Source organism: Streptomyces sp. NPDC002896, assembly GCF_040295225.1.
In the GTDB taxonomy this organism is placed as follows: domain Bacteria; phylum Actinomycetota; class Actinomycetes; order Streptomycetales; family Streptomycetaceae; genus Streptomyces.
This window is the reverse complement of record NZ_JBEOVA010000011.1, coordinates 293,001-314,336: the sequence shown is the minus strand read 5'-3', so window position 1 is coordinate 314,336 and position 21,336 is coordinate 293,001. Positions and strand designations below refer to the sequence as shown.

General features: G+C 71.4%; 19 protein-coding genes and 2 pseudogenes. 10 read left to right on the top strand and 11 right to left on the bottom strand.

Annotated features, from left to right (window positions below):
* Window positions 1-147 precede the first annotated feature (147 nt).
* Window positions 148-762 (top strand): TetR/AcrR family transcriptional regulator, encoded by a 615-nt coding sequence (locus ABT009_RS22990; RefSeq protein ID WP_351297840.1) that lies wholly within the window; start codon window positions 148-150, stop codon window positions 760-762.
* Between the two features lie 170 nt (window positions 763-932).
* On the opposite strand, the gene ABT009_RS22985 is transcribed toward ABT009_RS22990, so the two are convergent.
* Window positions 933-1,916: a DUF2510 domain-containing protein gene (locus tag ABT009_RS22985; RefSeq protein WP_351297838.1), complete on the bottom strand. Its 984-nt coding sequence runs from the start codon at window positions 1,914-1,916 to the stop codon at window positions 933-935.
* 284 nt (window positions 1,917-2,200) lie between these two features.
* Here ABT009_RS22985 and ABT009_RS22980 point away from each other — a divergent pair, with 284 nt between their 5' ends.
* The gene (locus ABT009_RS22980; RefSeq protein WP_351297835.1) at window positions 2,201-4,867 is read left to right on the top strand and encodes an ATP-binding protein; all 2,667 of its coding nucleotides are present in this window, start codon (window positions 2,201-2,203) and stop codon (window positions 4,865-4,867) included.
* A gap of 67 nt (window positions 4,868-4,934) precedes the next feature.
* Here the strand turns inward: ABT009_RS22980 and ABT009_RS22975 are convergent, their stop codons facing one another.
* The 8 genes from ABT009_RS22975 to ABT009_RS22940 all read right to left on the bottom strand — a co-directional run bounded on the left by ABT009_RS22975 (window position 4,935) and on the right by ABT009_RS22940 (window position 12,424).
* Window positions 4,935-5,741 carry an SDR family NAD(P)-dependent oxidoreductase gene (locus ABT009_RS22975; RefSeq protein ID WP_351297832.1) on the bottom strand — a complete coding sequence of 269 codons (807 nt, stop codon included), beginning with the start codon at window positions 5,739-5,741 and terminating at the stop codon, window positions 4,935-4,937.
* A gap of 182 nt (window positions 5,742-5,923) precedes the next feature.
* A complete protein-coding gene (pcaDC, locus tag ABT009_RS22970) occupies window positions 5,924-7,063 on the bottom strand; it encodes a bifunctional 3-oxoadipate enol-lactonase/4-carboxymuconolactone decarboxylase PcaDC (RefSeq protein WP_351297829.1) in 1,140 nt (379 codons plus the stop codon).
* Window positions 7,060-8,403 carry a 3-carboxy-cis,cis-muconate cycloisomerase gene (gene pcaB / locus ABT009_RS22965; protein ID WP_351297826.1) on the bottom strand — a complete coding sequence of 448 codons (1,344 nt, stop codon included), beginning with the start codon at window positions 8,401-8,403 and terminating at the stop codon, window positions 7,060-7,062. The genes pcaDC and pcaB overlap by 4 nt, the downstream gene beginning before the upstream one ends.
* Complete coding sequence (gene pcaG / locus ABT009_RS22960) at window positions 8,400-8,963, bottom strand: protocatechuate 3,4-dioxygenase subunit alpha (protein ID WP_351297824.1); 564 nt, start codon at window positions 8,961-8,963, stop codon at window positions 8,400-8,402. Before pcaG ends, pcaB begins: the two co-directional genes overlap by 4 nt.
* Window positions 8,964-8,967: 4 nt before the next feature.
* Window positions 8,968-9,738, bottom strand: a complete 771-nt coding sequence (pcaH, locus tag ABT009_RS22955; RefSeq protein ID WP_351297821.1) for a protocatechuate 3,4-dioxygenase subunit beta — start codon at window positions 9,736-9,738, stop codon at window positions 8,968-8,970.
* A gap of 39 nt (window positions 9,739-9,777) precedes the next feature.
* Window positions 9,778-10,980: a thiolase family protein gene (locus ABT009_RS22950; protein WP_351298046.1), complete on the bottom strand. Its 1,203-nt coding sequence runs from the start codon at window positions 10,978-10,980 to the stop codon at window positions 9,778-9,780.
* 2 nt (window positions 10,981-10,982) lie between these two features.
* Window positions 10,983-11,642: a CoA transferase subunit B gene (locus ABT009_RS22945; protein ID WP_351297819.1), complete on the bottom strand. Its 660-nt coding sequence runs from the start codon at window positions 11,640-11,642 to the stop codon at window positions 10,983-10,985.
* On the bottom strand, window positions 11,642-12,424 hold the full coding sequence (locus ABT009_RS22940) for a CoA transferase subunit A (RefSeq protein WP_351297816.1): 783 nt from the start codon (window positions 12,422-12,424) through the stop codon (window positions 11,642-11,644). The genes ABT009_RS22945 and ABT009_RS22940 overlap by 1 nt, the downstream gene beginning before the upstream one ends.
* A 221-nt stretch (window positions 12,425-12,645) precedes the next feature.
* Here ABT009_RS22940 and ABT009_RS22935 point away from each other — a divergent pair, with 221 nt between their 5' ends.
* Complete coding sequence (locus ABT009_RS22935; protein ID WP_351297814.1) at window positions 12,646-13,122, top strand: MarR family winged helix-turn-helix transcriptional regulator; 477 nt, start codon at window positions 12,646-12,648, stop codon at window positions 13,120-13,122.
* 55 nt (window positions 13,123-13,177) lie between these two features.
* Here the strand turns inward: ABT009_RS22935 and ABT009_RS22930 are convergent, their stop codons facing one another.
* Window positions 13,178-14,104 (bottom strand): DUF3048 domain-containing protein, encoded by a 927-nt coding sequence (locus ABT009_RS22930; RefSeq protein ID WP_351297811.1) that lies wholly within the window; start codon window positions 14,102-14,104, stop codon window positions 13,178-13,180.
* Window positions 14,105-14,317: 213 nt separating this feature from the next.
* On the opposite strand from ABT009_RS22930, the gene ABT009_RS22925 reads away from it, so the two are divergent.
* The 5 genes from ABT009_RS22925 to ABT009_RS22905 all read left to right on the top strand — a co-directional run bounded on the left by ABT009_RS22925 (window position 14,318) and on the right by ABT009_RS22905 (window position 18,587).
* Window positions 14,318-14,410 carry a putative leader peptide gene (locus ABT009_RS22925; protein ID WP_351297809.1) on the top strand — a complete coding sequence of 31 codons (93 nt, stop codon included), beginning with the start codon at window positions 14,318-14,320 and terminating at the stop codon, window positions 14,408-14,410.
* Window positions 14,411-14,603: 193 nt separating this feature from the next.
* The gene (locus ABT009_RS22920; protein ID WP_351297806.1) at window positions 14,604-15,665 is read left to right on the top strand and encodes an ABC transporter substrate-binding protein; all 1,062 of its coding nucleotides are present in this window, start codon (window positions 14,604-14,606) and stop codon (window positions 15,663-15,665) included.
* Entirely contained in the window at window positions 15,662-16,525 is an 864-nt protein-coding gene (locus tag ABT009_RS22915) for an ABC transporter permease (protein ID WP_351297803.1), read from the top strand. The genes ABT009_RS22920 and ABT009_RS22915 overlap by 4 nt, the downstream gene beginning before the upstream one ends.
* Complete coding sequence (locus ABT009_RS22910) at window positions 16,501-17,268, top strand: ABC transporter ATP-binding protein (protein ID WP_351297801.1); 768 nt, start codon at window positions 16,501-16,503, stop codon at window positions 17,266-17,268. Before ABT009_RS22915 ends, ABT009_RS22910 begins: the two co-directional genes overlap by 25 nt.
* Window positions 17,269-17,327: 59 nt before the next feature.
* A complete protein-coding gene (locus tag ABT009_RS22905) occupies window positions 17,328-18,587 on the top strand; it encodes a vanadium-dependent haloperoxidase (RefSeq protein WP_351297799.1) in 1,260 nt (419 codons plus the stop codon).
* 54 nt (window positions 18,588-18,641) lie between these two features.
* On the opposite strand, the pseudogene ABT009_RS22900 reads toward ABT009_RS22905, so the two are convergent.
* Window positions 18,642-19,627: pseudogene (locus ABT009_RS22900) on the bottom strand (ATP-dependent DNA ligase).
* Between the two features lie 123 nt (window positions 19,628-19,750).
* On the opposite strand from ABT009_RS22900, the gene ligD reads away from it, so the two are divergent.
* Together ligD and ABT009_RS22890 are read left to right on the top strand one after the other, a co-directional pair.
* Window positions 19,751-20,770, top strand: coding sequence for a non-homologous end-joining DNA ligase (gene ligD / locus ABT009_RS22895; RefSeq protein WP_351297797.1), 1,020 nt, complete (start codon window positions 19,751-19,753; stop codon window positions 20,768-20,770).
* A gap of 2 nt (window positions 20,771-20,772) precedes the next feature.
* Window positions 20,773-21,193 (top strand): annotated as a pseudogene (locus ABT009_RS22890) (LacI family DNA-binding transcriptional regulator); the annotation flags it as partial.
* Window positions 21,194-21,336 lie beyond the last annotated feature (143 nt).

Here is a 21,336-nt window from a genome sequence, read left to right as displayed (position 1 = left end):
GCCGTGAGCAGGGCTGTGCCCTCTTGTGGGGGGACAGCCCGATTGCTCATCGATACGGGAGTGTACCGATACGCCGCCGTACCGGTACACTGGAGTATCGATAAGGTGAGGTAGACCACCCCCGAGGAGAAGAGCCAGGAGCGGGACATGACGTCGCAGCCGGCAGATGCAGTGAGTTCTTCCCGTCGCTCCAAGATCACGCCGGAGCGCGAGCAGGAGTTCTACGACGCCGTGCTCCAGCAGCTCAGAGAGAACGGATACGACTCCCTGAGCATGGAGGGCGTCGCTGCCAGCACCCGTTGCAGCAAGTCGACGCTCTACCGGCAGTGGAAGACCAAGCCCCAGCTGGTCGCCGCCGCGCTGCGCACCTGCAGCCGTACGAGTCTCGCGGGCATCGACACCGGCAGCCTGGCCGGCGACCTGCGCGAGGTGGTCCGGCATGCGGGCAAGTGGTCCTTCAGGGACACCCAGCTCATGCAGGCGCTCGGCCATGCCGTCCTGCAGGACGAGGAGCTGCGGCGGGCACTGCGCGAGGCGGTCGTCGAGCCGGAGGTCGGCATGATCGAGGAGATGGTGCGGCGCGGCGTGCAGCGCGGCGAGATCCCCGAGGGCCATCCGGCCGCGGAGTTCGTCACCGCACAGCTCCTGGGCGTGTTGCGCGCCCGTCCGCTCCTGGAGGGGCGCGACGCGGACACGCCGTACCTCATGCGTTTCCTGGAGGCCTGCGTGCTGCCCGCGCTCGGGCTGACCCCGAACAACTGAACGTCAGGCCGCCACCCCCTGGATGACAGGGCGGCGGCCTGCCCGCGCCGCACCGTGGGGACGGGGGCGGCGCGCACCCCCGGCCGGGCGGGTCCCTCCAAGAGCGGGGAGGGACCCGCCCGGCCTCTCGTGCACGGCGGGGTCGACCCCGGGCGTACGAACGGGCAGGGTCAGACCTTCTGCCCGTTGCCGCCGCCCCCGGAGGCCGCCTTGATCCCCTTCGTGATCTTGTCGATCACGGACAGCTTCGGGGCCTTGTCGCTGACGTCGATTCCGAAGCGGACGACGACGAGCGTGTCCTTGGCGGACGGCGACGGGAACACCAGGGACTCGACATAGCCGTCGTCGCCCTTGGCCGTGACGACCTTCCAGCGGACCTGATAGCCCTTCTGGCCCGCCACGGTCACCGCCTTCGACGCCAGCTCCTCGTGCGAGGTGATCTTCCCGTAGATCTTTCCGCCGTAGGAGTCCTCGGCGTTCTTCTCGATGTCGGCCTTGGCCGCCGCCTCCGCGGTGGTCGCCTTGATCTCCAGCGCCTTGGCCGGCGCCGAGAACGCCCCGCCGCGCAAGCACGACTCGGAGGTGTCGCCCGGGCAGGTGTACGTCCCCGTCTTCAACTCGGCGCCGACCATCCCGGACTGGCCCGTCCAGCCGTCCGGAACCGGAAGGCTGATGCCGCTCGCCAGGTCGGTCGCGTAGCCGTCCTCGGTCTGAGGGGCGCCCGACGGCCCGCCGGACTCGGGCGCCTGCGGCGCGCCGCTCTCTCCGCCCGGACCGCCGCCCCGCCCGCCGCCAGGTCCGCCCGGCGCCGACGGCGCACCCGACGGTGCCGAGCCCGCGCGGTCGCGACCGCCCCCTCCGTCGTCGGCCGTGAGGGCGTAGACGCCGCCGACGATGCCCGCCAGCACCGCGAGGGCCGCAACGGCAGCGATGGCCGTACGCAGGCCGCGCCTCGGGGACTTGGCCGGATACGCGGGGTACGCCGGATACGGCGGCGCACCCGGCGGCGGCGCCGGGGGACCCCAGGTACCGGCGGATCCCACGGGACGGGTCTGGTCCGTCCACACACTTCCGTCCCACCACCGCTCGGTGCGGGGACCGTCACTTGTCTGTCCCGGGTCGGGATACCAGCCGGGAGGAGTCACCTGCGTCATGGACGCCACAGTATGAGCCCTGCCTGAAATCCCCATGAGAGGGGCGGCGATCGCCGGAAGAAAGAACCCCGATCCCCATGCTGACCCTCACGCTGATCCTCATGGTGCGAAAGCGAACCGCCCGTCGCCGGCGTCTCGGTGCCGCCAGAGGACAAGACCTTTGCACCGAAGCGGCGGAAGCTGCCCCGACCCCTCACCTCGGCGGCGCCACTCCGGCTAGGCTCGAGATCGAACGTCAACTCAGCGGTGAACAACGCTTCTCGGCGGGTTTCAGGAGGTAGCCAATGACGCAGGGCCGGTCTGGACGGTTCGTGCCGGCCCCGCTCTGGGAGCGCGACGCCGAACTCGCCGAGGCCGCACAGACGGTCGACGCACTCCGCTCCGGCGCCACATCCGGCAGCCTCCTCGTGTACAGCGGCGAAGCGGGCATCGGAAAGACCGCGTTGCTCACCGAGATCGGCCGCACGGCGGAAGGCCGCTGCACCGTGTGGTCCGCGCACGGGGGCGAGACCGTCACCTCCGTCCCCTTCAACGTCCTGCGCCAGCTGCTGCAGCCCGCCCTTGTCGTCCTCACCGAGGAGGAGGTGCGCGACTACCTGGGCGACTGGTACGACATCGCCGGTCCCGCCCTCGGCATCGCCCAGCCGACGGGCCGACAGGCCGACCCGCAGGGCGTGTTGAACGGCCTGGTCGTCGCGGCCCGCCGCCTCGCCCGCCTCCACTGGCCGCTCGTGCTGCTGATAGACGACGCACACTGGGCCGACCAGGAGACACTCCAGTGGCTCGCCGCGTTCGCCGAGCGCCTCGACGACCTGCCCGTACTCGTCGTCGTAGCCCACCGGCAGCGCGACACCGCCGACGAGAACGCCCGCCAGCTCGAGCGGATCGGCGCCGCCGCCCGCCCCCGCACCGTCCTGCACGCCCTCACCCCCGACGCGACGGCGGGCCTCACCCGCGCCACACTCGGCGAGCACGCCGACGCCCCGTTCTGCCGCGAGGTCTGGGCGGTCACGGGCGGCAACCCGTACGAGACGGTGGAACTGCTCGCGAAGGTCCAGGACAGCGAGTTGGAGCCGCTCGAGGCCTCGGCCGCCGAGCTGCGCGAGCTCAACCGCTCGGCCCGCGGCCGCGGCCTCGTCGACCGGCTCGAAGCCCTGGGCACCGACGCCACTCTCTTCGCCCGGGCCGCCGCGATCCTCGGCACCGGCATCTCACTCGAACTCGCGGCCTCGATCGCCGTGATGGCGCACGACGACGCCGAACGCTGCGCGGAGGTACTGCGGGCCGCCCGCATCCTCACCGGCGGCGACGGCGAGAACGGCAGTGGACTGCTGGAGTTCGTCCACCCCCTGATCGCCAGCACCGTGTACCGGTCCATCCCGCCCGCGACCCGTACCGCGATGCACGGCCGCGCCGCATGGGCCGTCACCCGCTCGGGCCGGGGCGCCGCCGCCGCCTCGCGGCACCTCCTCGAAGTACACCCGGACGACGACCCGGAACTCGTCGAGCAGATGCGGGAAGCCGCCCGCGAACACCTTGCCGTCGGCGCCCCGGACGCCGCCCGCCGCTGTCTCGAGCGGGCCCTGCGAGAGCCGCCGCTGCCGGACGTCCACGCGCGCGTGCTCTACGAACTGGGCTGCGCCACCTTCCTCACCTCGCCCGCCACCACCATCGGCCACCTGCGCGAGGCGCTGGCCATGCCCGGCCTGGAACGCCATCTGCGGGTGGACGCCGTGTGCCGCCTTTCGCAGGCGCTCGTCCACAACGACCAGCTGGAAGAGGCGGTCCGCATCGTCGACGACGAGGCCGCGCGCCTGGAACCGGGGCCCGCGCGGATGCGGCTGATCGCCATGCACTACCTGTGGGAAGGCATCCACGCCGGCGAGCAGGACTCGCCCGGCCGCTCCCGCAGCCTCGCCGAGCTGGCCGGACCCCTCACAGGGCGTGACAACTCCGAACGAGCCCTGTTGATCCTGCGCGCCTTCGACGCGATGGCGCGCGGCGAGAACGCCGAGGTGGTCGTCGAGCTCTGCGACCGGTCCCTGGTCAACGGACGCCTCGCTCCCGGTCTGGGCTGGACCGACACCGAATGGGGCTTCGAACTCCTCCTCATGCTCGGCGTCTCCTACCTGTTCACGGACCGCATCGACCGCTCCCAGAGCCTGTTCACCGAGGGACTGCGCGCCTACGAGACCGCAGGGTGGAGCGGCGGCCACCTTGCCCTGGCACACGCCTGCGTCGGTTATGTGTACCGCAGGCGCGGAAAGCTCACGGACGCCGAGGCGTATCTGCGCGAGGGCCTGCGCCTCGCCGACCGGGTCGGGCGCGGCCTGCCCATGCACTGGGACGCGGCCTGCATGCTCATCGACACCCTGCTGGCCCGCGGCCACGTCGACCAGGCCCAGGAGATCGCAGACCGCTACGGCTTCGCACCGCCCTACCCGTCCGCGATCGTCGTGCCGGAGGCCCATTCCGTACGCGGCCGGCTGCTGATCGCCTCGGGACGTATCAAGGAGGGCGTGACCGAGCTGGAGGCGGCCGAGAACGCGGCTGCCGCCCGCGGCGGACACAACACGATCATGGCGCCATGGGCGGGCGACCTCGTCCGGGCGCTCGCCGCGGACGACCCCGGGCGCGCGGCCGACATCGCCGCCGAGGCCCGCCGCCAGGCCGAGCTGTTCGGCACGGACACCGCGATCGGCGAGGCACTGCGCTGCGCCGCGGCCCTGGAGAAAGGACAGCGGTCCGTCACTCTGTACGCCAAGGCCGCCGCCCACCTCGAAGCGTCGCCCTGCGCCTACGAACACGCCGTGGCCCGCGTCGAGTACGGCATAGCGGCCCGCTCGGTCGCCGAACTCACCCGCGGCCTCACCCTGGCCCGCGCCTGCGGCGCCGACGGCCTGGCTGCCCGGGCCCAGGACGTGCTGGACACGGGGAGGGGCCTGCACTGACCACTGGCGGGGCGAGCCGGCGCCGGGCACTGACGGGGCGAGCTCCGGGGGCGGGCCCCCGCCCGCCTCAGCCCGTCCCGAGCAGCCGGTTCGTCGCCGCCTCGAGACGCTTCCACACGTCCCGGTCGTACGCCTCCGCGTGTGCCCGCGACGGCTTCGTACCGTCGAAGTACCGGCCGGAGTCGACCAGCCCCAGGTCCGTCGTGGCCAAGGCCAGCACGCCCGCGGCGCCGTCCGCGACCGTCGAGATGGGGTTGACGCCGCCGTCCCGGACCATGGCCGTGTCCATGAACGTGGCGGGGTGCAGCACGTTCACCGACACGCCGCTGCCCGCCAGCTCCTCGGCCAGCGCGAACGTATGGGCGGCCAGCGCAAGCTTGCTGCGGCGGTACGCGTCGACGCCGCTGTAGCCCACGGCAAACTCGAAGTCGTCGAATTCCAGGGGCACTTGGCCCGCCGAGCCGACGTTGACGATCCGGGACGGGGCGTTCGCACGCAGTACCGGAAGCAGCGCGCGGGTGAGCGCGACGGGTGCCAGATAGTTCACGGCCAGCCGAAGCTCGTGCCCGTCGGCGCTCTCCTCGCGTCCGGAGCCGGGTGCGCCGAAGCCGATCCCGGCGTTGTTGATCAGCACATCGAGGCCGGGGTGGTCGGCCGCGACCCGCGCCCCCAGCTCGCGGACCTGCGCCAGCGAGGCCAGATCGGCGACGAGGCCGTGCGCCTCGCCGCCCTCGGCCGTGAGCTCCGCGACGAGCGCCTCCGCGCGGTCGCGGTCGCGGCCGTGGGCCAGGACGACATGGCCGGAGCGGACGAGTTCGAAGGCGACGTAGCGGCCGAGGCCGGAGGTGGCACCGGTGATCAGGATTGTGGACAACTCGGCTCCGTACGCAGAGGACCGGACGGTAGACATCCACCAGCCTAGGCACACGGATGTCGCCCAGCGCGGCCACACGGTGACCCTGCTGGGCCTATGTCTCGCAGGCGCACTGCCGTCGCCGGTGCTGTGACCTCGTCACGTCCCGTGCGGTGCGCCTGCCTCGTCCGTCAGGACCGCGGTCAGGACTCCGCCGCGTCCTCCTCGGCCAGTACGCGCTGGGCCACCGCGAACGCCGAGTTGGCCGCCGGGACACCGCAGTACACGGCGGTCTGCAGCAGAACCGCGCCGATCTCCTCCGGGGTCAGACCGATGCGTCGGGCCGCTCGCACATGCATCGCCAGCTCGTCGTAGTGGCCGTGCGCGACGAGCGCCGTCATGGTGATCATGCTGCGCTCGCGGCGCGCCAGGGTGGGGTCGGTCCAGATTTCGCCCCATGCGTAGCGCGAGATGAAGTCCTGGAAGCGGGCCGTGAAGTCGGTCGTGCGCGACTGGGCGCGGTCCACGTGCGCGTCGCCGAGGACCTCGCGGCGTACGCGCACGCCCCGCTCGGCATCGCCGTTGAAGTGTGCGCGCAGGGCGGTGAGTACGGCCTCGGGCCGTTCCGCGGGGGCGAGGTGTGAGGCGCCGGGGAGCTCGACGAGCGTGGAGCCGGGCACCGCGTCGGCGATCTCGCGCAGATGGGCGGGCGGAGTCGCAGGGTCCTCGCGGCCGGCGATGAGCAGGGTCGGCGCGCTGATCGACGACAGCTGGTCCCGGATGTCGTACGCGGCCAGTGCGTCGCAGCATGCCGCGTAGGCCTCCGGGGCCGCGCTGCGGTGGTCCTCCACCAGGGCGGGCACCGTGAAGCCGGGCGTGAACCAGCGGGTAGGCGCGTTGTCTGCGAGTGCTCCCAGCCCCTCGCGGCGTACGAGTGCGGCACGCTCCTCCCAGGGAGCCCGCCCGTTGAAGTGGGCGGAGGAGCAGATCACGGCCAGGCTCGTCACGCGCTCCGGGTGGTGCACGGCCAGGTGCAGGCCGACGGCCCCGCCGAGCGAGACCCCGGCGTACGCGAAGCGGTCGATGCCGAGCGAGTCGGCGAGGGAGAGCACGAGCTCGGCCAGCTCGGCGACCGTGGCGCCGGGGCCGATCAGGTCGGCGGGGGAGCCGCCGTGGCCGGGCAGGTCCCAGCGTATGACCCGGTGGGTGACGGCCAGTTCGGGCGCGACGTCGTCCCACAGGGCGGTCGAGGTGCCGAGCGAGGGGCCGAGGATCAGCGGGGGAGCGGTGGCCGGACCCTCGGTGCGGTGGTGCAGCAGCTTGCCGGTGGGCTTGGTGTTCAACGTCGCTCCAGGGCACGGTCGGTGAGGACTCCGGCGGAGCCGGTGTAACGGGTGGGGTCGGTGAGTTCGGCGAGGTCCAGGCCGGCGAGGTCCGGTGCCTCGGCCAGGATGTCCGAGAGCGCTCTCCCCTCGGTGCGGGTGCGCTTGGCGGCGTCCGTGAGCAGCGCTTTCGCGCGGGCCCGGCCCAGATGCGGGGTGAGCTCGGCGGCCAGCCGTTCGGAGACGATCAGCCCGTGGGTCAGGTCCAGGTGTTCGCGCATCGTGTCCGGGTGCACCTGGAGGCCCTCGGCGAGCTCGGCGGCATCGCGCGCGGCGCCGCCGGCCAGCCGGAGCAGTTCGCGCAGCGGCTCCCACTCGGCGTGCCAGGCGCCCGCGGGGCGCTCGTCCTCGGCGGCGAGCGAGCCGTACAGCGTGGCGGCGAGGTGCGGGGCGCGGCGGGCGGCGGCCGCGATCAGCGTGGCGCGCACCGGGTTCGCCTTGTGCGGCATCGCGGAGGAACCACCACCGGTCCCTTCCGACAGCTCGCCGATCTCCGTACGGGAGAGGGTGAGGACGTCGGCCGCCGGCTTGCCGAGAGCGCTCACAGTGAAGGCGAGCGCGGACGCGAGATCGGCGACCGGGGTGCGGAGGGTGTGCCAGGGAAGCTTCGGCTCGGCGAGACCGAGTTCGCGGGCGTAGGCGGTGACCAGGGCGTCTACGGCGGGAAGAGCAGCGCCGAACGCGGAGAAGGCGGCCAACGTGCCCGCCGCCCCGCCGAGTTGGGCAGACAGCCCGTCCCGTACAGCCCGGACCCGGTCCCGTGCGTCCAGCACCAGCGAGCGCCAGCCCGCCGCCTTCAGGCCGAACGTGGTCGGCACGGCGTGCTGGGTGAGGGTGCGGCCGGGCATCACCGTGTCGCGATGGGCCGCGGCCAGCCGGGCCAGGGCCTGCTCGGTGCGGGCCAGGTCGGCCAGGACCAGGTCCAGCGTCCGCGAGGCGACCAGCATCATGGCGGTGTCCATGATGTCCTGGCTGGTCGCGCCTCGGTGCACATACGGCGCGTACTCCGCGGGCACGGCGGCGGTGAGGTCGCCGACCAGCGGGATCACCGGGTTGCCGCCGCCCCGCGCGCGCAGGGCGATGTCGCGGGCGTCGAAGCGGGCGGCGTCGGCCGCGGCGGTCACCGCCTCGGCGGCCTCGGCCGGGGCGAGCCCGGTGGCCGCCTGTGCGCGGGTGAGCGCGGACTCCGCGTCGAGCAGCGCCTGAAGGAATGCGGTGTCGCTGGTGCCGCTCTCAGCGGGGGAGCCTGCCCGCCCGGGGGCGAGCAGGCCGGCGTCGTGATCGACATCGACGGATGTCACTGGAACTCCAGGAAGACCGTTTCGCCTTCGCCCTGAAGGCGGATGTCGAAACGGTACGTCCGGTTCGGCTCCTCGGCGGCGACCAGCGTGGCCCGGCGATCCGCTGAGAGCGTGTCCAGCAGCGGGTCGGCGCCCTCGGTCAGGTAGGCCCGCGTGTACAGGTGGTGCAGCAGGCCGCGCGCGAACACGCACACGCTGATGTACGGCAGGCCCGCGTTGCCCGGCGGCAGCGTGTACAGCGCGTAGTGGCCGTCGGCGTCCGTGGCGACGCGGCCGAAGCCGGTGAAGTCGATGCCGTTGCGGCCCAGGTACCCGCCGGTCACCGGGTCGCGCCGCAGCGAGCCGGGTGCGCCCTTCAGTGAACCGTCGGGGCCGGCCTGCCAGAACTCGAGGATGGCGTCCGGGACGGGGTTGCCCTCGCCGTCCAGCACGTACCCGTGCAGGGCGATCGTGTCGGGGTGGCCCTTCGGCGCGACCTGCTCGCCCTCCGGGAAGGGCAGCGCGTAGCCGTAGAACGGGCCGACGGTGTGGGAGGGGGTGGGGAGGAGCGTCTCGCTCATGGGTTTATCGGCCTTCCTCGATCCAGGTGGCGGAGGGACCGTCGAGAACGATGTCCCATTCGTAGCCGAGCGAGAACTCGGGCTGCGACAGGTCGTGGTTGTACGTCGCGACCAGGCGGTTGCGGGCGGACTCGTCCGTCACCGACCGCAGGATCGGGTCGTACTGGAACAGCGGGTCGTTCGGGAAGTACATCTGCGTCACGAGGCGCTGCGTGAACGCGGTGCCGAACAGCGAGAAGTGGATGTGGGCGGGGCGCCATGCGTTGGTGTGGTTGCGCCACGGGTAGGCGCCCGGCTTGATCGTGGTGAACGAGTACCGGCCCTCGTCGTCCGTGAGGGTGCGGCCGACGCCGGTGAAGTTCGGGTCGAGCGGCGCCGGGTGCTGGTCGCGCAGGTGCGCGTACCGGCCGGAGGCGTTGGCCTGCCAGATCTCGACGAGCTGGCCGCGCACCGGACGTCCGTTGCGGTCGAGCAGCCGTCCGGAGACGGTGATGCGCTCACCGAGCGGCTCGCCCTGGTGCTGGATGGTCAGGTTGTTGTCGATGTCGGTGGTGTCGGTGGGCCCGAAGACCGGTCCTGACAGCTCGACGGTCTCCGGGTCGCCGCCGTTCACGGCGACCAGCGGCTGCTTGGGGTGGCGCAGCACGGAGCTGCGGTAGGGGGCGTAGTCGCGCGGCGGGTGGTTCTGCGCCGGGGCACCGGCGGCGCGCGCCTTGTCGTATGCGGTCTGGAGGTCGTTGACCTCGATGTCGATGTCCGACTGAGTGAGAGCCATGGGCTTTTCCTGGGCTTCCTGCCGTACGGGGGGACGGGGTCAGCGTTCGAGGACGAGGGCGAGGCCCTGCCCGACGCCGATACAGAGGGTGGCGACGCCGGTGCCGCTGCCCGCGGCGGCCAGCTGGTGCGCGACGGTCCCGGCGAGGCGGGCACCGGAGGCCCCCAGCGGGTGGCCGATGGCGATGGCGCCGCCGCGCGGGTTGAGGATCGCGGGGTCGAACTCGGGCCACTCGGCGACACAGCCCAGCACCTGGGCGGCGAACGCCTCGTTCAGCTCGAGCGTGGTCAGGTCGCCGAAGGACCGGCCCGCCTTGGCGAGAGCACGGTTGACCGCATCGACGGGAGCGAGACCGAAGTAGTGCGGATCGATCGCGGAGACGCCGCTCGCGCTCACCCGGGCCAGCGGCTCGCGGCCGGTGGCCTTCAGCCCTTCCTCGTCGACGAGCAGCAGGGCCGCCGCACCGTCGTTGAGCGGGGAGGCGTTGCCGGCGGTCACCGTGCCGTTCTCCTTGCGGAAGGACGGCTTCAGCTTGGCCATGGCCTCCAGGGAAGCGCTCTCACGCACGCACTCGTCGCGGTCGAAGACGACCGGCTCGCCCTTGCGCTGCGGGATCGACACGGGAGCGATCTCGGCGTCGAAGAGGCCCGCGGCCTGCGCGGCAGCGGCCTTCTGGTGCGATGAGAGCGCGAACTCGTCCTGCTGCTCCCGGGTGATCTTGTGCTTCTCGGCGATGAGCTCGGCCGACTCGCCCAGCGGGATGGTCCACTGCGGGTCCATCTTCGGGTTGACCATGCGCCAGCCGAGGGTGGTCGAGTACAGCTCCGTGTGTCCGGCCGGGAAGGGCTTGTCGCTCTTGGGCAGGACGTAGGGAGCACGGGTCATCGACTCGACGCCGCCGGCCAGGGCAATGGAGGCGTCGCCGAGCGCGATGGCCCGTGCGGCTTGGATGACGGCCTCGAGGCCGGAGGCGCACAGCCGGTTCACGGTCACGCCCGGCACCGACGTCGGCAGGCCCGCGAGCAGTCCGGCCATGCGGGCCACGTTGCGGTTCTCCTCGCCGGCGCCGTTGGCGTTGCCGAAGAACACGTCTCCGATCCGGGAGGGGTCCAACTCGGGTGTGCGGGCGAGGAGTTCACGGATGGCGTGGGCGGCCAGGTCGTCCGGGCGGACGCTCGCCAGGCCGCCGTTGTACTTGCCGACCGGCGTGCGGACGGCGTCGACGATGTAGACGTCCCGCAGGCTCATGACTCGGCCCTTTCGGTGAGCGCTTCGGGGATGCGGACCTTGGCCGCGGTCTTGGCGACGATCTCCTCGGTGGACACGCCGGGAGCGCTCTCAACGAGCAGGAGGCCGTCCTCTGTCACGTCCAGTACCCCGAGGTCGGTGATGATGCGGCCGACGCACGCCTTGCCGGTGAGCGGCAGGTCGCACTCGTCGACGATCTTCGGGGAGCCGTCCTTGGCCGTGTGGGTCATGACCACGATGACCTTGCGGGCGCCGTGCACCAGGTCCATCGCCCCGCCGATCCCCGTGATCATCTTGCCGGGGATGGCCCAGTTCGCGAGGTCGCCGCCCGCGGACACCTGCATGGCGCCGAGCACCGCGACATCGATGTGCCCGCCGCGGATCATGCCGAAGGACAGCGAGGAGTCGAAGTAGGAGGCACCGGGCAGGACCGTGACGGTCTCCTTGCCGGCGTTGATCAGATCCGGGTCGACCTCGTCCTCGGTCGGGTATGGGCCGACGCCGAGGATGCCGTTCTCCGACTCCAGGACCACCTCCACGCCCTCCGGGAGGTAGTTCGGGATCAGCGTCGGCAGTCCGATGCCGAGGTTGACGTACTGGCCGTCCTCGAGCTCGCGCGCCGCACGCGCGGCCATCTCCTCACGGGTCCAGGCCATTACTCGCTCACCGTCTCTCGTGCCGCAGGCGCGGAAACCGTGCGCCGCTCGATGCCCTTGTCGGCCGCCTCCTCGGGCGTCAGCGCGATCACGCGCTGCACGAAGATGCCCGGCAGATGCACCTCGTCCGGGTCGATCTCGCCCGGCTCCACCAGCTCCTCCACCTCGGCGATGGTGATCTTGCCCGCCATCGCCGCGAGCGGGTTGAAGTTACGGGTGGACTTGTTGAACACCAGGTTCCCGTGCCGGTCGCCCTTGGCCGCCCGCACCAGGGCGAAGTCGGTGCGGATGCCGTGCTCGAGGACGTACTCCACGCCGTCGAACTCACGGACCTCCTTCGGCGGCGAGGCCAGCGCCACGCCGCCCTGACCGTCGTAGCGCCAGGGCAGACCGCCGTCCGCGACCTGCGTGCCCACGCCCGCCGGGGTGTAGAAGGCGGGGATGCCGCAGCCGCCGGCCCGCAGCCGCTCCGCGAGCGTGCCCTGCGGGATCATCTCGACCTCGAGCTCGCCGCCCAGGTACTGGCGGGCGAACTCCTTGTTGGCGCCGATGTAGGAGCCGGTCACCCGGGAGATGCGGCCCGCGGCCAGCAGGATCGCGAGACCCGAGTCCATCGCTCCGCAGTTGTTGGACACCACGCCGAGGCCCGAGACCCCGAGGTCGTACAGCGCCTTGATCAGTACGTTGGGCACGCCGCTCAGGCCGAACCCGCCGACGGCGAGCGTGGCGCCGTCGGGTACGTCGGCCACGGCCGCAGCGGCTGTGGCGACCACCTTGTCCATCCGTGAAGCCTCATCTCTTGCCGGCACCCGTGCCCTGACTCGCCATGATTAGTCAGGGCACTGATTATTTCTGCGAGGTTTCACACACGCTGCCATCCGATCCGTGAGCCGTCAAGACCCCTGCAAAATGGCGCTCGGGAGCTCGACAGCGGCAGGGTTTGCCCTGAGAATTGTTCAGTACACGAACGGATTGCCACGACGGATCTGGTGGAGGAACACATATGGCTGGCGCGGTGGACCTGACCACCCATCCCGGGCACCTGGCCCGACGGCTGCAGCAGGCGCACTACCTGCTGTGGAACTCGATGGTGTCCGAGGAGATCACCTCGCCCCAGTTCGCCGTCATGAACGCGCTCGTAGCCGAGCCGGGACTCGACCAGCGCACCGTGGGCGCGCGCGTGAACCTGGACCGCTCCACCATCGCGGAGGTCATCAGCCGGCTCGGCCGCCGCGGCCTGCTGGACAAGGTGCGCGACCCGCAGGACGGCCGGCGCTCTCTGCTGCGGCTGACCGAGGACGGCGTGCGGACGCACCGCAAAATCGCGCTGCGCACCGCCCGTATGAACCAGGTGTTCCTCGCACCCCTCTCCGCCGAGGAGCAGAGCGCTTTCATCGAGCTGATCCGGCGCGTCGCCGACGCCGCGGAGGGGCTGCGCAATCCGGGGGAGCCGCTGGTGGCGCAGGCCGAGGGGACCTGAGGGGCGCCGCTCGAAGGTGGTGCGGGTGCCGGTCCGGCGGCGGGAGCGCGACCGGTCACGCCTTCGCGAACACCACCCACACCTGACCGGGGGCGAACGTCATCGGCTTGCCCTCGGCCGTGGTGAACTCCGTCCCGTCCTCTGCCGAAGGGCGCTCCCAGCGCGCGTCGTAGGCGCGCCCGTCACGCAGTACGACCGCCTTTCCACCGCCCACCGTCTCCGAGAACGGGGACACATTGCCCCAGCGGTCGTGGAACCGGGAGTCCCGCACGGTGACGTACTGGACGACGACGGTGGATGCGGCGAGCCGCTTCCCCTCAGCCGTACGAGCGGCGGTGCCGTCCATGGTCACCAGCCACTTCTTCGGCTCCGCGGACCAGGTGAAGGTGAAGCCGGCAGCAGGGAAGCGGACCTTCCGCTCGGTGGTCGCCTTGCCGCCCTCCGGTGCCGCACCGAACCGGAACCCGGTGCTCGCCAGCCCGCCCGCCTGTGGCTCCGTCTTCAGCGCCTCCGGTCGCAGATAGAGGTTGTGCGGCGCGACCCTGTCCCGACTGCGGAAGTAGGCTCCCGAAGGGGCCTTGCCGGGAGGCACGGCGACCAGCGGCGCCGAGTCGATCAGCGGCTGCAGCTTCGACTGCGCCCCCGAGTAGGCGAGCGTCGGACGGTCGAACTGCCGCAGCAGCTCCAGATCCGTCTCGCGCGCACTGCGCACCGGCCCCACGACGGACGGAAGCCGCGTCGCGTACACGGCCATCAGCCTGCTCAGGCCGCCCTCCACCTGCTCGACGTACACGACGTCCGCCGCATCGAGGCCGGTCTGCGGCCGCGCCGGACGCACGTTGTCGATCTTCACTGCCAGTACGGGGCCGCTGCCGCCGGGCTCGGAACTCTCGGACGCGGATGCCCGCTCACCGGGACGCGAGCCGTCGTCCGAACCGCCACCCGTCGTGCAGCCAACGGCCAGCGCGGTCAGGACCGCCACGGCGGTCACTCCGCGACGTATGCGTGCAAGCGCTCCACCGTTCACGTCCGCCCCCGTGTCCGCGTCCTCGATTCTCCTGCGTTGGACATACCCCTTCTTGCTGGACATACCCCGACGCCGGTCGGCCGGGTGTAACGCCTGTATGGCGGGAGCGCAAAGGCGGCATTGCGGCATGACGCAAACCAGGTAGGGCTCTTGACCGTTTCTTGGGGCATGGATAACTTCGGCGGCATGTGGATATCTCAGCGCTTCACACAGCGGCGCGCTGTCGATCTGATGCGCGTCTCCGGTGCTCTGTGTCGCTGACCTTCGCCGGGTCCAGTCCGCTGCTCTGCGGACGCTCTTTCCTGTGCGCATAATCCGCATTTCCCAGCGCTTCCAGCGCTTCCTTTCCATGCCTTCGTGAAATTTCCTGCAGCCTCTGCGTGAGGCTCCTGCAGATTTGCTTGAAGGTCTTGCAGACCTCCCTGAAGGTCCTGAAGAACCGGGGAACACACCCATGTCCGTACGCACTCGGGTTGCGCTCAGTGCTGCCCTGATCGCTCCGCTGCTGCTGTCCGGCTGCGCCGGCACACAAGCGTCGACCGCCGAATCGAAGAATGTCGCCGACGTCAAGATCCCCGAAAAGGTGGACCCCGGCACGACGCTCACCATCGGGTCGCCGGAGGTCCAGGTCGCCCTGAAACTCTCCGGTCAGGCAGACAAGCTGCCCTTCAAGGTGAAATGGGCCAATCTCAGCGGCGGACCGCAGTGCTCCGAGGCATTCCGGGCTCATTCGCTGGACGTCTGCTCGGCTGCGGAAATACCTTCCATTCATGCTCACTGGACGGGTCTCGACACGAAGTTGGTGGCCGCCAAATTCCGCAAGGACCCGATCCACCACCCCACGTACGAACTCGGCATCGCCCCCGGCGCAGACATCGACACCCTGAAGGACCTGCGCGGCAAGAAGATCGCCTACAGCCCCGGACAGGCTCAGGGCGCCCTCGTCCTGCGCATCCTCGCCAAGGCAGGGCTCACCAAGGACGACGTGCAGCTCGTCGAACTGCCCAGCACCGGTGACGTCTATCCGACCGCGCTGGGCAGCCACCAGGTGGACGCGGCACCCCTCGGGGGCGTCAACATCAAGCGCTATGCCGCGAAGTACGGCAAGGACGGCGGCAAGACCATCCAGCACGGGCTGCGCGACGATCCCGGCCATTTGTGGGTGCCGACCGAGTCCGTGAGCGACCCGCAAAAGGCCGCTGCCATCAGGGAGTTCGTCAAGTTCTGGGCGCGGGCACAGGTGTGGATCGACCAGCACCCCGACGAGTGGATCGAGGGCTACTACGTCAAGGACCAGGGACTGACCCGCGAGGACGGCGAGTACCTCGTCAAGCAGAACGGACACCCCGACATCCCCGCCGACTGGACCTCGGCCATCGCCCGTCAGCAGCAGACCATCGACCTGCTGGCGAAGGAGACCGGGAAGAAGAGCTTCGACGCTGAGACGCTCTTCGACCGGCGCTACGAGTCCGTCGCGGCCGACGCCATCGAGTCCGATGGGGAGGCAGGCTCATGAGCACGCACGCACCCACACTGACGAAGACCGCCGGGGCAGCCGCGGAGACAGCGTCCACGGCCGCCGCTCCCGGCAGTCCGCGCCGCCGCCGTCTCGGCCCCGGCCGGCCCATCCCCTACGGCTGGGCGCTCGGGCCCGTGCTGCTGCTCGCCGTCTGGGCGGCGGGTTCGGCGGCCGGGCTCATCGACCCCCGCAACCTCTCCGCACCCTGGACCGTGGTCTCCACGGCCGGGGACCTCATCGCCGACGGACGCCTCCAGTCGAACCTCGCCACCTCCGCCCAACGCGCCCTGCTCGGACTGCTGTTCGGCGTAGCCGCCGGGCTCGCCCTGGCCGTCGTCTCCGGGCTCAGCAGGCTCGGCGAAGGCCTCATCGACGGCCCCGTACAGATCAAGCGGGCCATCCCGTCGCTGGCCCTCATCCCGCTGCTGATCCTCTGGTTCGGCATCGGCGAGTCGATGAAGGTCATCACCATCGCGCTCGGCGTGTTCGTACCCGTCTACATCCACACCCACAACGGACTGCGCACCATCGACAACCGCTACGCCGAGCTCGCCGAGACGGTGCGGCTCACCCGCCCGCAGTTCCTGCGCCACGTCGTCCTGCCGGGCGCCCTGCCGGGCTTCCTGCTCGGCATGCGGTTCGCCGTCACCGGCGCCTGGCTGGCGCTGGTCGTCGTCGAGCAGGTCAACGCCACCAGCGGCATCGGCTACATGATGGAACTCGCCCGCACCTACGGGCAGACCGACATCATCATCGTCGGCCTCGTCGTCTACGGCCTCCTGGGTCTCGTCTCGGACGCACTCGTCCGGCTCGTGGAGAGGAGGGCCCTGTCATGGCGACGCACTCTGGCGGGCTGAGCACCGGCACGGCCCCGGGTGCCCCTGGGGTGGTACGCATCGACGGTCTCGTACGTGCCTTCGGCGACCGAAAGGTCCTCGAAGATCTCGAACTGACCATCAAGGCGGGCGAGTTCGTGGCCCTGCTGGGCCGCAGCGGCTCGGGGAAGTCCACGCTGCTGCGTGCACTGGCCGGACTCGACCACGAGGTCACCGGCAGCGGCGAGATCATCGCGCCGGCCGAGGTCTCCGTGGTCTTCCAGGACGCCCGGCTGCTGCCGTGGAAACGCGTCCTCGACAACGTGGTGCTGGGACTGACCGGCCCCGACGCCCTCGACCGCGGACGCGCCGCACTGGCCGAGGTGGGCCTCGAAGGCCGCGAGCAGGCCTGGCCAGTGGAGCTCTCCGGGGGCGAACAGCAGCGCGTATCGCTCGCCCGCTCCCTGGTCCGCGAACCCGAACTGCTCCTGGCCGACGAGCCGTTCGGCGCCCTCGACGCGCTCACCCGCATCCGTATGCACGCCCTGCTCAGGCGGCTGTGCGAACGGCATCGGCCCTCCGTGCTGCTCGTGACGCACGACGTCGACGAGGCCATCGTCCTCGCCGACCGGGTCGTGGTCCTGGACGAGGGGCGCCTCGCCGCCGACGTCCCCGTCGGGCTTGGCGTGGCACGCCGCCACGGCAGCCCCGAGTACGCGGCGCTGCGCGAGGAACTGCTGGTCCGCCTGGGTCTCGACCCGGCGGCCGAGGAGAGCGCGGCATGACCCGGCATGAACTGCACCGTGAGGCCGACCACAACAAACCCTCAAGACAAGGAGAGTTCGTGAATCCGCTCAGATCCCGCCCGGCCCTGGTCGCCCTCGGCGCCACCGCGCTGCTCGCGGTGACCACGGCCGTCCCGTCCGCCGCCGCGACGCCCACACGGTCCGCCGCGGCACCCGGGTCCGTCGCCCTCGACTGGTACGACACCACGGCGGAGACCATCGCGGCGGCGGGCGCTTCGACCCAGGTCACCAACAGCCGGACCTGGGCGATCAGCTGGCTCGCCGCGGCGCGCGCGACCCGTGCCGTGCCGTCCGGCGTGGACCGCGGCGATTACCAGGACGCGGCACTCGCCTCGGCCGTGCACGACGCGCTGGCCGCACTCGCCCCGTCCCGCACCGAACAGCTGGACGCCGCGCTGAAGCAGACGCTGGACGCGATTCCGGACGGGCTGTCTGAGGACAAGGGCGTGGCCGCCGGAGGCCGCCAGGCCGAACTGGCCCTGAAGTCCCGCGAGGGCGACGGCCTCGACTCTGCCTCCGTCAACGCGCCCTACACGGTGCCGGCCCCCGCGCCTGGCGAATGGCAGCCGACGCCGCCGGCGTACGCGCCGGCCACGCAGTACGGCAACCGGCTCGCCAAGCCGTTCGTGCTGACCAGCGCCGACCAGTACCGGCTGCCCGCGCCGCCGTCGCTCGACTCACGGCGCTACAAGGCCGACCTGGCCGAGGTCCGCGCCTACGGCTCCCTGGACAGCACCAAGCGCACCGCCCACCAGACCGAGACCGCCAACTTCTGGCTGGGCTCCTCGCTCACCCTGTACACCGAACCCCTGCGGGTCGCGGTGGACCGGGCACCGCGCTCGGACGCGGCGCGGGCCGAGCTGGTCGCACTGTTCCACGTCGCGCTCGTCGACACCCAGATCGCGACGTCCGACAGCAAGTACGCGTACACGCGCTGGCGGCCCGTCACCGCGATACGCACCGGCTCGATCGACCAGGACCCGGACTGGACGCCGCTGCACACCACGCCCGCGCACCCGGACTACCCGAGCGGCCACAACACCTACTCGGGCGCGGCCGAGGGCGTACTCGACGGGCTGGCCGGACCGAGCACCGCGCCCTTCGAGCTGACCAGCTCCACCGCGCCCGGCGTGACCCGCACCTACACGACCTGGCACCAGCTCACCGCCGAGAACGTCGACGCCCGGATCTACTCCGGCATCCACACGCGTTCGGCGGACGAGGCCGGCGTCACGCTCGGCAGGAACGTGGCCGGGCAGACGCTGCGCACCGCGGACCGGCTGCTGCGCGCGCTCTGAGGCCGGGAGCGCGGGGCATGCTCGAGGTCCGCTGCGCCGGCTCGCCGGGTTCGCTCAGCTCCGGGGCTTGAGGATCTCCGACAGCTCGTACCGGACCGGCTCCTCCAACTGCGCATACGTGCAGCTCTCGGGGGTCCGGTCCGGGCGCCAGCGGCGAAACCGCGCCGTGTGCCGGAACCGGGCCCCGGCCTCCATGTGGTCGTACGCCACCTCGCACACCCGCTCCGGCCGCACCGGTACCCAGGACAGGTCCTTCTTGCCCGACCAGCGGCTGGGCGCGCCCGGCAGCCGGGCCGTCTCGTGTGCGGCCTCGTCCGCCCAGGCCGCCCATGGGTGGCTCTCCGGGGACTCCATGCGCAGCGGTTCCAGCTCCTCGACGAGCTGCGCGCGCTGCTTCATGGGAAAGGCGGCGCTGACCCCGACGTGCTGGAGGGCGCCCTGGTCGTCGTACAGCCCGAGCAGCAGCGAACCCACCACCGGGCCGCTCTTGTGGAAGCGGTATCCCGCGACCACGCAGTCGGCGGTCCGCTCGTGCTTGATCTTGAACATCAGGCGCTCGTTGGGGCGGTAGCGCAGGTCCAGGGGCTTGGCGATGACGCCGTCGAGGCCCGCGCCCTCGTACTCCTCGAACCAGCGCTGGGCGATCTCGATGTCCGTGGTCGCCGGGGCGAGGTGGACGGGCGCCGTGGCGCCGGAGAGCGCTCTCACCAGGTGGTCCCGGCGCTCGACCAGCCCGGTGCCTGCGCCGGGTGGATGCGCTCGGTGAGCGCGTCGAAGTCGAGGTGGTCGCCGAGAGCGATCACGATCTCGCCGTCCATCACGCACCGCTCCGGCAGGCGGTCCCGCATGGCCTCTACGAGCTCGGGAAAGTAGCGGGTCAGCGGCTTGCCGGTACGGCTGTCCAGCTCGATCTCGTCCCCGTCACGGAAGACGATCGCACGGAACCCGTCCCACTTCGCCTCGTAGTGCATGCCCGGAGGGATCTTCGCCACGGGCTTGGCGAGCATCGGCAGGACGGGACGCTTCACCGGCAGGTCCATGGTTCGATTCTGCTGTGTTCGGGGTCGTTGTGCCCGGTGTCTTCCGGTACGCGCGGCATAAGGGTGTGTCGTTCCGGGCGCATGCGTATGCGGGGTATGTCCCAGGCGCCTACCGTGGCTCCCATGGGAGATGCGGTGGAGCTCGAGGTGGGACAGCGGACGGTACGCCTGTCCAGCCCGGACAAGATCTTCTTCCCCGAGCGCGGCTTCACCAAGCTGGACCTGGCGCGGTACTACATCGCCGTCGCCGACGGCATCCTGCGCGCGCTGCGCGACCGCCCCACCACCCTGGAGCGCTATCCGGACGGCGTGACCGGCGAGTCCTTCTTCCAGAAACGCGCTCCCAAGAACCTCCCCGACTGGATCCCCACCAGCCGTATCGCCTTCCCGAGCGGACGGTACGCCGACGAGATCTGCCCGACGGAGCCCGCCGCCGTCGTGTGGGCGGCCCAGCTCGGCACCATCACGTTCCACCCCTGGCCGGTGCGGCGCGACGACACCGACCGCCCCGACGAGCTCCGCCTCGACCTCGACCCGCAACCGGGCACCGACTACGCCGACGCCGTGCGCGCGGCCCACGAACTGCGCGCCGTCCTGGAGGAGTCCGGTCTGCGCGGCTGGCCCAAGACGTCCGGCGGCAGGGGCCTGCACGTGTTCGTGCCGATCGAGCCGCGCTGGACGTTCACCGAGGTGCGGCGCGCCGCCATCGCCTGCGGTCGCGAGCTCGAGCGGCGCATGCCCGGCCGGGTGACGACGGCCTGGTGGAAGGAGGAACGCGGCGAGAAGGTGTTCCTGGACTACAACCAGATGGCGCGCGACCGGACCATCGCGTGCGCATACTCGGTCCGCCCCCGTCCGAATGCACCCGTCTCCGCGCCCCTGCGCTGGGACGAGATCGACGACGCCGTGCCGCAGGACTTCGACCTGGCCACGATGCCCGCGCGCTTCGCCGAAGTCGGGGACGTGCACGCGGACATGGACGACCACGCGTACCGCCTCGACGCACTGCTCGAACTCGCCGACCGCATGGAGCGCGAACAGGGCCTCGGCGACATGCCGTACCCGCCGGACCACCCCAAGGTGCCGGGCGAGCCGAAGCGGGTGCAGCCGAGCCGGGCCAGGCGCGAGGACGCGTCCTCGTAGGCGGCTTCCGGGACGTGCTTGTCGACGCCGATCCGCGGCTGATCGCCGAGGCGACTTCACGCCCGCGGGCGGAGAGCACGCGATGCGGGAACTGCTCGACCGCTGCCCGGACCTGGACGCCGTCTTCGCCGCGAACGACCTGTCGGCCGCGGGCGCCCTGCGGGTGCTCCGCGAGCGCGGACGCCGGGTGCCGGACGTCGCCCTGGTCGGCTTCGACGACATGCAGCTGGTCGCGGAGCAGTCCGACCTTCCGCTCACCACGGTCCGTCAGCCGATAGAGGAGATGGGCCGGCTGATGGCGCGGCTCCTGCTGCGCGGCCTCGACGGGAACGGTGCGGTGTCGCGGAGCAGGAGATCGGCGTGAGGGCCGGACCGTCCAGCATCGTCATGCCGACGGCTCTCGTCCGGCGGGCGTCTGCGTAGGCGCCTGCGTCATGTGACTGAGAGCGCTCTCGGGATTCTGTTCCGTGACACCCTCGGGGCCCCGCCCGGCCGGGCGGCGGCTGTCAGGGGGCGGTGCAAGACTCATGGAGGCAGGACAACGGGACGGGACTGCTCACGAGGAG